Below are 13,503 nucleotides of genomic sequence, written 5' to 3' on the forward strand. Positions count from 1 at the left end.
CTACTGCTTGGCGCCCAAGGCCAGCGCCGCCGCGCGTGACGCTGCCAACTGGGGCGCATCCGGCGCGGCCTGTGTTGGCCAGCCCGCCAGGTGCTGCTGCGTGATGTCACACAGTGCGGTGATCCACTCGGGGTCGTCATTCAGGCAGGGGATGAAATGAAACTCTTTGCCGCCGGCCTGCAGGAAGGCGGCGCGGCCTTCCATGTTGATTTCTTCCAGTGTTTCCAGGCAGTCGCTGGTGAAGGCCGGGCACACCACGTCGACGCGTTTGACACCTGCTTTGCCCATGGCGATCAGGCTCGGCTCGGTGTAGGGCTGCAACCACCTGGCGCGGCCCAGACGCGATTGATACGTGACCTTGAACTGCTCTTGGCTCAATCCCAGTTGTTCGGCCAGCAGGCGCGCGGTTTTGCGGCACTCGCAGTGGTAGGGGTCGCCCAGTTGCAGGGTCCGTTCGGGCACACCGTGAAAACTCATCACCAGTTGATCCGGGCGGCCATGGCTTTTCCAGTGACGCTGAATGCTCATGGTCAGCGCGGCAATGTAGCGGGCGTCGTCGTGGTAATGGTTGACAAAGCGCAGTTCGGGAATGGCGCGCACCTGGCCGGCCCAGGCGTAGACCGCGTCAAACAGGCTGGCCGTGGTGGTGGCGGAGTATTGCGGGTAGGCCGGCAGAATCAGCACGCGGGTGGTACCGGCGGCCTTGAGCGCATCGAGTTGTTCGGCGATCGACGTGCTGCCGTAACGCATGGCGTAGCGTACCTGCACCTGGTGGCCGCGCTGGGCCAGCCAGCCTTGCAGCAGCTTGGCCTGCTTTTCGGTCCACACCTTGAGTGGCGAGCCTTCGGGCAGCCAGACGCTGGCGTATTTGGCGGCCGATTTGGCCGGGCGCACACGCAGGATGATGCCGTGCAGGATCAGCAGCCAAAGCAGGCGCGGGATTTCAACCACGCGCGGGTCGCTTAAAAACTCACTTAAAAAACGCCGCACATCAGGTGTGGTGGGGGTGTCGGGTGTGCCGAGGTTGCAGTACAGCACGGCGGTGCGTGGCACCTGGCCGTGCCTGAACGGGGGCTCGGGGGCGAAGGGGGAGAGTTTGAAGAAAGACATCGGCGCATTTTCGCGCAGTTTCTTCAGCACTCGCGCTCTGGAACCACAGGGTCTTGCGGCCCATGGATAATTCAGTCATGAACACTCTACCCCCCCTGCCTTGTTACCTCAACGGCGAGTTCACCGAACTCCCCAATGCCAAGATCAGCGTCATGGACCGTGGCTTCATTTTTGGCGACGGCGTCTATGAAGTGGTGCCGGTGTATGGCGGCCAGTTGTTCCGCTTTGCCCAGCACATGGCGCGGCTCGACCGCAGCCTGGCCGAGTTGCGTATTGCCAATCCGTTGACACCTGCCCAGTGGGCTGAAATTGCTCATAAATTAATAGTTACTCATGCCGATTCCACGGGGGCTAGCGTCCAAAACATCGATCAACTGATCTACATCCAGATCACCCGCGGTGTCGCCATGCGCGACCATGTCATGCCGACCGACATCACGCCCACCGTGTTCGTCATGATCAATGCCATGAAGCTCCCTAGCGAGGCGATGCGCAGCCAGGGCGTGGCCTGCGTGACGGCGGATGACTTCCGCTGGGAAAAAGCCCACATCAAAAGCACCAGCCTGCTGGGCTCGGTGTTGGCGCGCCAGATCAGCTTTGACGCCGGCGCGACGGAGACCATCATGTTCCGCGACGGCTTTTTAAGTGAAGCGGCGGCCAGCAACGTCTGGGTTGTCAAAGGCGGCAAGGTGCTGGGCACGCCCAAAGACAACCTGGTGCTCGAAGGCATTCGTTACCGCTTGATTGAAGACATCTGCCGTGCCCGCGGTATTCCTTTTGAGCTGCGTCGCCTGAGCCGTGAAGAAGTGAGGGACGCCGACGAACTGCTGCTGTCGTCTGCGACCAAAGAGGTGTTGCCGGTGACAACGCTGGACGGCAAGCCAGTGGGCCAGGGCAAGCCCGGTCCCGTCTATGCGCAGCTGTACGCGGGTTACAGCGAAGCCAAGGCGCAGTCGCGGCAGTCGCCCACCGCCTGATTGCGCGGCGTCTGGCCATCGCCGAACGAGGGTTCGGGCGCGAAGTGCTGATTGCTGATTTGGGGACGGCTGGGCTTTTGCGGCTTTGTTTGTCAAAGTTATTTTTTCCCCACTCACTCCCCCAACCCCTCTCTCGCCCCGTCGGGCGAAAGAGGGGAGCTTCATGTGGCCGCGTCTTTTACGGTGGGAAATAATCGCTCATATGCGCGCTGGCCTCGAAGGGGCGGTAACTCATGAACCAGCCGATCCGGTCATTTGAACGATCGATGCCAAACCTGAACTGACAGCCAGTGCGCCATTTGCATCGGTGACCGGCCTGTCAATGCCATGCCGCCACTTTGAGGTCAGCGTGCGTTTGATTTCCTTCTTTCCCACCCTAAAAGTGTTGGCCAAATGTGGCTGTTAGCTCCCCTTTCCGCCCCGGCGGGGGTGGAGAGGGGCTGGGGGAGAGGGGGGGAATACAAAAGCAACAAAAAAAGCAAAGGCGACAAAACAATCACTGTCAACCCGTGCTCAATCCGGGCATCAGGTTGTTTTTGCCATCAATTTCCCATGCATCGCGTAGCAACTGTTCTTTCGGTTGCCAGCGCAACGCTCAGTTGCCGGGTGCCGCTGCCGGACTGAGCGTCAGGGTGCTGCGGGTATGGGCGGCGACATCGGCTTCGCTGAGATGCTGCGACAGGTAGCCACCGGCAATGAAGATCGGCGCCTGATCGGCGTAATGCGCGTCAAACAGAACGCCGCTTTGACCAACCGGGTTGATGCCGACGGACTGGCCGGGCGCGGCAAAGTCGATCACGCGCCGGGTCGAGGGACCGTAGTTCACGGCCCAAGGTGCCGGGCCCAGCGGGCTGGACAGGTTGTTGGGCACCTCGTGCCCGCCCGGGGCCGGGAACGGGCCGACGTTGAACAACCAGTTGAGCGGCTTTTGTGCCGCCAGCGGGTGGCTGTGCGTCAAGGTGTGGGCATTGCCCCAGCCCCAGTTGGTGGCGTCTTTGCCCAGGGTCTTTTGCAGGTGCTCGATGGTGGCGCGCCAGGCCACTTTGACGATGTCAGCGCGCCCCTCATGCGCCGGGGTGGTGATGTCATCCCACCAGGGCGAGTCGGCATCCGCAACCAGCCGCGGCAGGGCCGAGTCCAGCGCGCGCGTGCCGAGCAGGTTTTTGAACTGCACCTCGCCCATTTCATCGGCGAATGCGGCGTGCGTCAGTTCATAGAGCAACTGGTTGAAGACGGTGGGTGTGATGCTGTTGAGCTGGTAGCTGCCGTCCCAGCCAGCCAGGCTCTCCAGCATGGCTCGCTCGACCGGCACCGTGATGAAGGAATTCAAAATCGGCAGCAGGGGTGCCAGCACACGCGGCCCGTAGCCGGTCAGGGTGTCGAGCTGCAAGGTCTGAGCGGTCTTGCTGTCCCAGCGCACTTTGTCGTTACGCAGATGGTCGTCCAGCCGCTGGGCGCGGTCGGCCAGGTTGTAATAGCCCGCGACCGGCACGCCGCTGCTGGGTTTGGGTTGGTGGTTGGCCGACACGATGTAGCCGCGCTGCGGGTTTTCTTCATGCGGGTTGTCGCTGAAGCGGTAAAAGCCCAATTTATCCGCCGCCGCGGTGCTGCCATCCAGGATGAAGCTGGGGTTGACACCATCGGGGCGGATCGGCAGTTTGGCTGCCGCCCACCAGCCGATGTCGCCGCTGGCGCTGGCCCACACCACGTTCAGGCCGGGCGCGTGGATTTTGCTGGCAGCGTTGCGTGCTTTCTCCAGTGTGTTGGCGCGGTTGAGCTCATAGAAGGCGTCAAGAATCGGGTTCTCGGTTTCCAGAAAAGCCCACCACATGGCGACCGGCGTCTTGCCCAGACTGTCCTTGAAAGCGTCGGTGATGATGGGCCCGTGCGGTGAGCGGCGCAGGGTCAGTTTGACCGGCTCGCCGCCCTTGACCAGAATGGTCTCAACGCGGCTTTGCAGAAAGACCCAACGGCCCTGGTACCAGACCTGGTTCGGATTTTCCGGGTTGACTTTCTCGGCGATCAGATCCAAGTCATCGTTCTGGAACATGGTCAGGCTCCAGCCAAATTGCGGGTTGTGGCCCAGCAGCGCGCTCGGGGTGAGGGCCTGGTGGTGGCCGTACAACTCGAAACCGGGCATGGCGAGATGGGCCTCGTACCAGACCGAGGGTGCCGAGTAGCCGATGTGGGGGTCGCCCGCGAGCAGGGGTTTGCCGCTGGCGGTGCGGCTGCCGGACACCGCCCAGGCGTTGCTGCCCTCGAAGGGTGGCACACCGGCCAGAGCCAGCGCCTGCCCGCTGAGCTGGGACAGCTGGGCGAGCGCCTGCCAGTCGGGCGGGCTCAGGGCCGCCGTGGTGTTGGCGGGCGCGCCGGGCTGGATCACGCCTTGCGGGTTCCAGTCGAGGTCAAACACGGCCAAATAGCGCGCGCCGAGTTTGTCGCGCACGTAGCTCAGGGCCGGTTCGGTGCGAAACGCGGCGGCGAAGCTGTAAGCCAGGTAGCCCGACACGGCCAGTGTGTCCTGCGCGGTGAAGGGCCGCTTGGGAATTTTCAGCAAGTCGAATTCAAGCGGGGCCGGGTGGGTGGCCTGAAATTGGTTGATGCCGTCCAGGTAGGCCAGCAAGGCCCGGCTGGCGGGGCTTTGCAGGTCCATTTTGGCCGCTGCGTCCTGCGCGTGGGCGCGTATGCCCAGGGTGCGAAACAGTCGGTCCACGTCCACCAGTTTGGGCCCCAGCACCTCGGCCAGCTCCCCTTGGGCCAGACGGCGCACCATCTCCATTTGAAACAGGCGGTCCTGCGCGTGCACGAAACCCAGGGTGCGGTAGAGGTCGGCTTCGTTTTCGGCCCAGATGTGCGGCACGCCGCGCTCGTCATAACGCACGCTGACAGGGGCCTGCAGGCTGGTCATGGCAATGGCGCCCGAGCGCTGCGGCTGCTTGGTGTGGATGTACCAGGCGCCGAGCGCGCCCGCTGTTGCGATCAGCCCGGTCAGCAGCAGGGCGGCAGTTTTCAGGACGGGTTTCATGGGGCGGGTGTGTGGATGGTGGGTGCTTGACGCCGCATCATAAATGCCGGCCGGTCAGGCCACGGCCGCTGCCACCGCCGCCATGCCGCTGCGCACGGCGCCCTCCAGCGTGGCCGGGTAAGGGCCTGCCACGTAGTCGCCACAAGCGAGCAGGCCGGGTGCGATGCGCAGGGCAGGGCGTTGCAGCCCGGGTGTGCAGGCAAAGGTGGCGCGTTTTTCCTGAATGGTTTGCACCGCTTGCAGCGCCAGGCCGAGCTGTTGTTGGGCCTGCTGCAGCACTTGCGTCTGCAAGGTGGCCGTACCGGCGCTGCTGGCGCTCACCACAAAGGCCAACAGGCCGCTTGGGCCCCCCAGCTGGCCGCGGTCAAAAACAAACTGGGCTGGGGCAGCCGCGTGGCTGCGCAGGCTCAGCATCGGCTCGGGCAGGGTGGCGCCCAGGCCCCAGGCATAGACGGTGGCGATGGATTCGAACTGCAGGGCGCGGCAGGCCTGCGTCCAGTGCCGGATTTCATTGGCTATTGAATCAGGAGCTGCTTGCGCCGTGTTATCAAGGGCTCGGGCCGATTCTGAGGCTGAAGTCGCGACAATCACCGCGTCAAACAGGGCTTCCGGCAGTGGCCCGCCGTGCACTCGCCACTGCGCGCCTTGGGGCTCGATGGTGGCGACCCGCGCGCCCACGTGCAGCTGCGCACCGCGTTGCGTGAGCCAAAGGGCCGCTGCGTCGGGAAACAGCTGGGAGAGATCAAGCCGAGGCAGCAGCAGCCGGGAGCCGCCCTGCACACCCAACAAGGCGTCTTGCATGACGCGCAAAAACACGCTGGCGCTGGCCCGCGCGGCCGGGGTGTTGAGGGCCGACACACACAGCGGCTCAATCAGCTCCGCCATCACACGCGGGCGCAAGGCCTGGCAGAGTTGGGCGACGCTGCTGCGGGCGTCGCACTGGAAACCCGCCAGTTGCCAGGCCGTGGCCGCACGCAGCAAGGACCATTTGTCGCGCACGCTCCAGCCACGGGCACGCACGATGCCCGCCAGGGCGTCCAGCGGCGTCGGCCAGGCGGCAAAGCGCACGCCCAGGCCGTCGGGGAACAGCAGGGTCATGGGTTGCTGGAGCAGGGCGGTCGTTGTCTCCACCCCGACCAGGCGCATCAGGCGCAGGGTCTCGGTGTAGGCGCCAATCAGAATGTGCTGGCCGTTGTCCAGTGTGACGGGGGTGCCGTCGGGCAATGTGCCTTTGACGGCTCTGGCCCGCCCGCCGATGGTGTGAGTCGCTTCGAAAATAGTCGCATGGTGACCGGCTTGCGTGGCTGTGACTGCGGCGGCAAGGCCGGCCCAGCCGGCGCCGATGATGGCAATCTTCATGGGCTGCTGCGCTTGCATGCTGCGGCGGAACTTGCTGGCGGCGAAACTGCATTGCTTTGAATGCTTTTGGCCTCTAGCCACCGTCCTGTATGGGTTAGGTGCTCGTCTTTTTGTAGTATTTCTTGAGCGTGATGGCTGGCAGGGCTTGGACTGTCAAACTGGCTACCAACAGCGTTTCTATTTTTTTCGCGTTGTATTCCCCCCCTCACCCCAACCCTCTCCACCCCCGCCGGGGCGGAAAGGGAGCTAACAGCCACATTTGGCCTTGTCTTTGAAGGTGGGAAATAAACGCGCGATGGCACGTTGGCCTTGAACCGGCTAATCGGTTTCGAGATGAGTTGCTGCCACTTCGAGGCCAGCGTGAAGTCGGGCTCAAATTTCCCACCTTTCAACACGCGGCCACATGAGGCTCCCCCCTTTCGCCCGGCGGGGCGAGAGGGGGGCAGGGGGGGGTGAGTGGGGGAAAAAAAGTTCAAAAAACCAACCTGGTCAAGCCCACGACAGCGGGCAAAGGGTCTCCTGTCGAGCGCCATGCCGAAACGAGGTTTTTGCCAGCTTCGGGCTCTTCACATCCGCCCCAGCGCCTGCACCTTCCACGCCAGCCACAGTTTGCGCAAGGGCGTGAGGCTGATACGCTGGTGCAGCACCTGGAAGTTGTCGTGCTCGATTTCAGTGAGCAAGGCGCGGTAGATGCTGGCCATCATCAGGCCTGGCTTTTGCGCGCGGCGATCTACGGCGGGTAACAGGGCCAGCGCCTCGTCGTACAGGCCTTGTGCACGCCGGGCCTGAAACTGCATCAGCGCGGTAAAGCGCTCGGAGTAGCTGCGCTTGAGGATTTCATGTGCCTTGACGTCAAACTGCTGCAACTCGTTGACCGGCAGGTAGATGCGGCCCCGCCCGGCATCTTCGCCGACGTCGCGAATGATATTGGTGAGTTGCAGCGCCTGGCCCAGCTTGTGCGCGTACAGGGTGGTTTGCGGCACGGTCTGACCAAAAATCTGCGCTGCCACTTCGCCCACCACGCCCGCCACCAGATGGCAGTAGCGCTGCAGGCCGGGGTAGTCGAGGTAGCGGGTTTGCGTCAGGTCCATCTGGCAGCCTTCGATCACGGACTGGAGGTGGTGTTGTTCAATCTGGAACTCGGCCGCCAGGGGCATCAAGGCCTGCAGCACCGGGTGGCTGGGCCGCCCGGCAAACGACTGGGTGACTTCGGCCTGCCACCAGGCCAGCTTGCTGCTGGCCACGCTGGGGTCCACCATGTCATCCACCACGTCATCGATCTCGCGGCAGAACGCATAAAAGGCAGTGATGGCGGCGCGTTGGGTCGGCGGCAAAAACAGAAAGGCGTAATAGAAGCTGCTGCCCGAAGCGGCGGCTTTTTGCTGGACGTAGTCTTGTGGCGTCATGGGGCTATTGTTACATCCACAGGGCGCGCCACAGCAGGATGGGCGCGTCCCACCAGCGCAGGCGTGGGCGCTGGCGCAGCGTGGCAAAGTGCAGGGCGTCGATCTTGTCCAGAATGCGCAGGCCCCCTTGCACCACCAGGCGCAGCTCCCAGCCGGCACGGCCCGCAATCAGGTGCACCAGTTCAGAGCCTTTCAGCATCCTGGCCCTTGCTGCAGCTGCGTAGGCCGCTATCAAATTGGTCACTGATTGGGTTTGTTGGCAAGTCTGCAGATCGGCCAGCGCGACGCCAAAGCGCTCGCAGTCGTCGGTCACGAAGTAGTTGCGCCCGCGCGGCAGGTCGCGGCTCGGGTCTTGCCAGAAGTTGATCAGCTGCAGCGCGGTGCAGATGTCGTCGCTCAGGGCCAGCGCCTGCGTATCTGTCACGCCGTAGAGGTGCAGCAGCAGGCGACCAATCGGGTTGGCGGAGCGGCGGCAATAGTCCAGCAACTCGGCCTGGGTGGCGTAGCCGCTGCCGTTGCGTGTTTTTTCAACGTCTTGCACAAACGCATCGAGCAAGTCGTGCAGGAGCGGCGCGGGCAACTGGTGCGTCTGCACGGCGTGTTGCAATGGCCCGAATACGGACGCCCAGCGCGCCTTGCGGTCAGTGTCGGCTGCAGCGCCAGTCGTTTGACAGGCATGGGTCAGCTGTTGGCGGTAGTCCTGCAGGTCTTGCAGGCGCTGCGTCGCCGTGGCATCGCCTTCATCGGCCAGGTCGTCGGCGGTGCGGGCAAAGTGGTACAGCGCGGTAATCGGGGCACGCAAGTGGGCCGGACACAACCAGGATGCGACGGGAAAATTCTCATAGTGCGTGATCGGATCGGGGGCGGGTCGCTTAGCCGTGGCGGGGTGTTGCATGGTGAGTTGATTTTGCCTGTAAGTGGTTTGTCTCCCGCTCACTATTGACAAGTTCTCGTATTTCTCATAAATTAATAACCTGTTGGTCATTAATTAATCTGCCAATCGACCACGGCGGCCTTTGCGACTCTTCACCACGTTTTCACCATGTCCATCAACTCAATTCAATTCCGGGCGACGCTCATCGCGACCGTGCTTCTGTTGGCCGCTTGTTCCAGGCCAGCGCCGAGTGAGGAGCCGGTCCGCGCCGTGAAGGTCATCACCGTGGGGCTGGCGCGCATGGACTCTGGCGCCGAATTCGCGGGCGAGGTGCGCGCCCGCGTCGAGTCGCGCCTGGGCTTTCGGGTGGGCGGCAAGATTGTGCGGCGCCAGGTGGAGCTGGGCCAGCGCGTCAAGGCAGGCCAGGTGCTGGCGCAGTTGGATCCGCTGGACTACCAGTTGGCGGCGCAAGCGGCGCGGGCGCAGGTGGCCGCAGCGGTCAGCAGCCAGGAGCTGGCCGCTTCAGATTTCAAGCGCTACCAGGACCTGCGCGAGCGCAACTTCATCAGCGCGGCTGAACTGGAGCGGCGAGAGGCCGGCCTGAAGGCTGCGCAGGCGCAACTGGCCCAGGCCCAGGCGCAGTCCGGCGGTCAAGGCAACCAGGCCTCCTACACCACCTTGGTGGCCGATGTGGCGGGCGTGGTGACGGCGGTGGAGGCCGAACCGGGTCAGGTGGTGGCTGCCGGCACGCCGGTGGTGCGGGTGGCGCAGGACGGCCCGCGTGATGTGGCGTTTGCCGTGCCGGAAGACCAGGTCGCGTTGATCAAGACCGGCGCGGCGGTGGTCGTGCGCGGCTGGTCCGGCGCGGCCAGCGTCAACGGGGTGGTGCGTGAGGTGGCGGCCAGTGCCGACCCGGTGACGCGCACTTTTGGCGTGAAGGTGGCGCTGGGGGCTCAAGACACTTTGGCCCTGGGTTCGACCGTCACGGTGCTGCTGTCGAGCCTGGATCGCGGCGCCGCGCCGGCCATCAAGCTGCCCACCAGTGCCTTGCGCCAGGACGGCAAGTCGCAAGCGGTGTGGGTGCTCGACAAACCCAGCATGACGGTCCGGCTGCAGCCGGTCCAAATTGCCACGGTCGATGGCAACGAGGTGGTGCTGGCGGGCGGTCTGCAGCCGGGCATGCAGGTGGTGGTGGCCGGTGTGCATGTGTTGTCGCCCGGTCAAAAAGTGACCATCTATAAGGAAAATAAGGCTCTAGCCTCCGTCAATACGACGCAAGCAGCTACTAATTCAGTAGCGGTTTCGGTGCCACCAGGCGCCACTCCCGCACCGGCTGCGTCCGCTGCGAGCGCAGTGGCCAAGTGAGGTGCGCATGAAACACCACCAATCCAAAAAGAGTTTCAATCTGTCCAGGTGGGCGCTGGAGCATGCGGCGCTGACCCGGTTTTTGATGCTGGTGCTGCTGCTGCTGGGCGTGTCGGCGTACTTCCAGCTGGGGCAGGATGAAGATCCGCCGTTCACTTTTCGCGCCATGGTGGTGCGCAGCTACTGGCCCGGCGCCACTGCCCAGCAGGTGGCGGAGCAGGTGACCGACAAGATTGAGCGCACCCTGCAGGAAGTGCCCTACGCCGACAAGATTCGCAGTTACTCAAAGCCGGGCGAGTCGCAGATCATTTTCCAGATCAAGGACTCGTCCAAGGCCAGCGAGGTCGCCAACGTCTGGTATTCGGTGCGCAAGAAGGTGGGCGACATGCGTGGCACGCTGCCCCAGGGCGTGCTGGGCCCGTTCTTTAACGATGATTTTGGCGATGTGTTTGGCGTGATCTATGCGCTGCAGGCCGATGGCTTCAGCTATGCCGAGCTCAAGACCTTTGCCGACGATGCACGCCAACAGTTGCTGCGGGTGCCGGATGTGGCCAAGGTGGAGCTGTTTGGTGTGCAGGACGAAAAACTCTACATAGAAATCTCGCAAAGGCGCTTGGCCGAGCTCGGCCTGGATATGAACGCGGTGCTGGCGCAACTGGGCCAGCAAAATGTGGTCGAGTCGGCGGGCGCAGTGCAGACGCCGCTGGACGTGGTGCAGCTGCGGGTGGCCGGGCAGTTCAACGCGACGGACGACTTGCGCGCCATGCCCCTACGCGGCAGCTCGGGCGCGCAACTGCGCCTTGGTGACATTGCCAGCATCGAGCGCGGCTACGTGGATCCGCCTGTGATCAAGGTGCGCCATCAGGGCCAGGAAGTGATCGCGCTCGGGGTTGCCATGACCAAGGGTGGCGACATCATCGCTTTGGGAAAAGCCCTCAAGACCACGACGCAGCGGCTGGAAAAGGCGCTGCCGGTCGGCGTGAAATTGGTGCAGATTCAGGATCAGCCGACGGCCGTGGCGACGTCGGTGCGTGAGTTTGTCAAGGTGCTGATCGAGGCGGTGACGATCGTGCTGGTGGTCAGCTTCGTCAGCCTGGGGCTGCACAAGCGGCCCGGCCAAAACTCACTGCTCAAACGCTGGACGCTCGACATGCGCCCCGGTCTGGTGGTGGGCATCACCATTCCGCTGGTGCTGGCAATGACGTTCCTGGCGATGCAGTACTGGGGCATCGGATTGCACAAAATTTCACTCGGCTCGCTGATCATTGCGCTCGGGTTGCTGGTGGACGACGCCATTATTTCGGTCGAGATGATGGTGACCAAGATGGAGCAGGGCTATGACAAGGTGCGCGCCGCCACCTTTGCCTATGAAATCACCGCCATGCCGATGCTCACCGGCACGCTGATCACGGCGGCCGGTTTTTTGCCCATTGGCCTGGCTCAATCGACCGTGGGTGAATACACTTTTGCGATTTTTGCGGTGACGGTCATTGCGCTGGTGCTGAGCTGGATCGTGTCGGTCTATTTTGTGCCTTACCTGGGCACGCTGCTGCTCAAGGCGCCCCCGCATGTGGTGCTGGCGAACCGCGCCGGCGCGGACGAGCCAAGCGCGGGTCCCGTGCATGATCCGTACGACACGCCGTTTTACAACGCATTCCGGCGCGCGGTGAACGCTTGTGTGCAGCACCGCTGGCTCACCCTGGGCGCGACCCTGCTGGTGTTTGCGCTGGGCATTGTGGGCATGGGCCGGGTGCAGCAACAGTTCTTTCCGGATTCGAGCCGGCCCGAAATCATCGTCGATATCTGGTCGCCCGAAGGCAGCTCGTTTGCCGCCAATGAAGCCGTGGCCAAGCGGGTGGAGGCGCGCCTGCTGGCTGAGCCGGGCGTGGCATCCGTCACGCAGTGGGTGGGCTCGGGGGTGCCGCGGTTTTACCTGCCGCTGGATCAGGTTTTCCCGCAGACCAATGTGTCGCAGTTCATCGTCGTGCCCGCGGACCTGAAGCTGCGTGAGTCGCTGCGGGTCAAGCTGCCGGCGCTGCTGGCGACCGAGTTCCCCGAGGTGCGCGGGCGGGTCAAGCTCTTGCCCAACGGCCCGCCGGTGCCGTATCCGGTGCAGTTTCGTGTGGTGGGCACGGACCCGCTGCTGCTGCGCGAGCGTGCCGACGAGGTCAACGCCATCCTGCGTTTGAACCCGAACATGCGCGGTGTCAATGACAACTGGAACGAGTCGGTCAAGGTGATGCGCCTGGAGGTGGACCAGACCAAGGCCCGCGCGCTGGGCGTGAGCAGCCAGTCCATTGCCCAGGCGTCCAGAGCCATCTTTAGCGGTGCCACGGTCGGCCAGTTCCGTGAAGGTGACCAATTGATCGACATCGTGCTGCGCCAACCGCTGGCTGAGCGCAACGCCATCAGCGATATCGCCAATGCGTATGTGCCGACGGCCTCCGGCAAATCGATTCCGCTGACGCAGATCGCCAAGCCGGTGTTTGCCTGGGAGCCGGGCGTGATGTGGCGTGAGAACCGCGACTACGCCATCACCGTACAGGGCGACATTGTTGAAGGACTACAGGGCGCCACGGTGACGGCTCAATTGCTGCCGCAACTCAAAAAGCTGGAAACGCAATGGGCGCAGAGCGGCCACAGTGGCTACCGCATCGAAGTCGCCGGTGCGGTGGAGGAGAGCAGCAAGGGGTCGGCCTCGATCATCGTTGGCATTCCCATCATGCTGTTCATCACTTTCACACTGCTGATGCTGCAGCTGCACAGCTTCAGCCGCGCGATGCTGGTGTTCCTGACCGGGCCGCTGGGTATTGCGGGCGTGGCGGCGGCGCTGCTGCTGCTGAACCGGCCCTTTGGCTTTGTGGCGCTGCTGGGGGTGATCGCGCTGATGGGCATGATTCAACGCAACTCGGTGATTCTGATCGACCAGATTGAGCAGGACCGCGCCCGCGGCGTGCCGGATTGGGAGGCGATTGTGGAGTCGACAGTGCGCCGCCTGCGCCCGATTGTGCTGACCGCAGCGGCGGCCGTGCTGGCCATGATTCCCCTGTCGCGCTCGGTTTTCTGGGGCCCGATGGCGGTGGCGATCATGGGCGGACTGGTTGTGGCCACGGTTTTGACCTTGCTGGCCTTGCCAGCCATGTATGCGGCCTGGTTCCGGGTCAGGCGGGAACCGAACGCGGCAAGTTAGAATTCCAGGTTGACCGATTTCCCGGGGCTGGTCTTGCAGGCCGGCCTCTTTGTTTTTTGCGCGGGTGGCGAAATTGGTAGACGCACCAGGTTTAGGTCCTGACGCTGGAAACAGTGTGGGGGTTCGAGTCCCCCCCCGCGCACCACTTGGATATTTGCGGGACAGTCCGCAGTCGCGTAGCGACCAGTTCTGTCCCT

General features: G+C 63.5%; 8 protein-coding genes and 1 tRNA gene. 4 read left to right on the plus strand and 5 right to left on the minus strand.

The window, feature by feature from the left end:
- On the minus strand, positions 1–1,110 hold the full coding sequence (hemH, locus tag RFER_RS07785) for a ferrochelatase (protein ID WP_011463845.1): 1,110 nt from the start codon (positions 1,108–1,110) through the stop codon (positions 1–3).
- 77 nt (positions 1,111–1,187) lie between these two features.
- Between hemH and RFER_RS07790 the strand changes: the two genes are divergently transcribed.
- Positions 1,188–2,087, plus strand: a complete 900-nt coding sequence (locus RFER_RS07790; protein ID WP_244095832.1) for a D-amino acid aminotransferase — start codon at positions 1,188–1,190, stop codon at positions 2,085–2,087.
- Positions 2,088–2,682: 595 nt separating this feature from the next.
- On the opposite strand, the gene RFER_RS07795 is transcribed toward RFER_RS07790, so the two are convergent.
- The 4 genes from RFER_RS07795 to hpnC all read right to left on the minus strand — a co-directional run bounded on the left by RFER_RS07795 (position 2,683) and on the right by hpnC (position 8,772).
- A complete protein-coding gene (locus RFER_RS07795; RefSeq protein ID WP_011463847.1) occupies positions 2,683–5,112 on the minus strand; it encodes a penicillin acylase family protein in 2,430 nt (809 codons plus the stop codon).
- Between the two features lie 54 nt (positions 5,113–5,166).
- Positions 5,167–6,471 (minus strand): hydroxysqualene dehydroxylase HpnE, encoded by a 1,305-nt coding sequence (hpnE, locus tag RFER_RS07800; RefSeq protein WP_011463848.1) that lies wholly within the window; start codon positions 6,469–6,471, stop codon positions 5,167–5,169.
- A 566-nt stretch (positions 6,472–7,037) separates the two neighbouring features.
- On the minus strand, positions 7,038–7,877 hold the full coding sequence (gene hpnD / locus RFER_RS07805; protein WP_011463849.1) for a presqualene diphosphate synthase HpnD: 840 nt from the start codon (positions 7,875–7,877) through the stop codon (positions 7,038–7,040).
- 10 nt (positions 7,878–7,887) lie between these two features.
- Positions 7,888–8,772: a squalene synthase HpnC gene (gene hpnC / locus RFER_RS07810; RefSeq protein WP_011463850.1), complete on the minus strand. Its 885-nt coding sequence runs from the start codon at positions 8,770–8,772 to the stop codon at positions 7,888–7,890.
- A 147-nt stretch (positions 8,773–8,919) separates the two neighbouring features.
- On the opposite strand from hpnC, the gene RFER_RS07815 reads away from it, so the two are divergent.
- The 3 genes from RFER_RS07815 to RFER_RS07825 all read left to right on the plus strand — a co-directional run bounded on the left by RFER_RS07815 (position 8,920) and on the right by RFER_RS07825 (position 13,451).
- Entirely contained in the window at positions 8,920–10,116 is a 1,197-nt protein-coding gene (locus RFER_RS07815; protein WP_011463851.1) for an efflux RND transporter periplasmic adaptor subunit, read from the plus strand.
- Positions 10,117–10,123: 7 nt separating this feature from the next.
- A complete protein-coding gene (locus RFER_RS07820; RefSeq protein WP_011463852.1) occupies positions 10,124–13,306 on the plus strand; it encodes an efflux RND transporter permease subunit in 3,183 nt (1,060 codons plus the stop codon).
- Between the two features lie 58 nt (positions 13,307–13,364).
- Positions 13,365–13,451, plus strand: a tRNA-Leu gene (locus RFER_RS07825).
- The last annotated feature ends 52 nt before the right edge of the window (positions 13,452–13,503 follow it).

Source organism: Rhodoferax ferrireducens T118 (assembly GCF_000013605.1).
In the GTDB taxonomy this organism is placed as follows: domain Bacteria; phylum Pseudomonadota; class Gammaproteobacteria; order Burkholderiales; family Burkholderiaceae_C; genus Rhodoferax; species Rhodoferax ferrireducens.

Bases quoted from the DNA above. Each gene is read 5' to 3' on its own strand.
- RFER_RS07820 (WP_011463852.1), top strand. From the start codon at position 10,124: ATGAAACACCACCAATCCAAAAAGAGTTTCAATCTGTCCAGGTGGGCG.
- RFER_RS07795 (WP_011463847.1), bottom strand. From the start codon at position 5,112: ATGAAACCCGTCCTGAAAACTGCCGCCCTGCTGCTGACCGGGCTGATC.
- hpnD (WP_011463849.1), bottom strand. From the start codon at position 7,877: ATGACGCCACAAGACTACGTCCAGCAAAAAGCCGCCGCTTCGGGCAGC.
- hemH (WP_011463845.1), bottom strand. From the start codon at position 1,110: ATGTCTTTCTTCAAACTCTCCCCCTTCGCCCCCGAGCCCCCGTTCAGG.
- hpnC (WP_011463850.1), bottom strand. From the start codon at position 8,772: ATGCAACACCCCGCCACGGCTAAGCGACCCGCCCCCGATCCGATCACG.
- hpnE (WP_011463848.1), bottom strand. From the start codon at position 6,471: ATGAAGATTGCCATCATCGGCGCCGGCTGGGCCGGCCTTGCCGCCGCA.
- RFER_RS07815 (WP_011463851.1), top strand. From the start codon at position 8,920: ATGTCCATCAACTCAATTCAATTCCGGGCGACGCTCATCGCGACCGTG.
- RFER_RS07790 (WP_244095832.1), top strand. From the start codon at position 1,188: ATGAACACTCTACCCCCCCTGCCTTGTTACCTCAACGGCGAGTTCACC.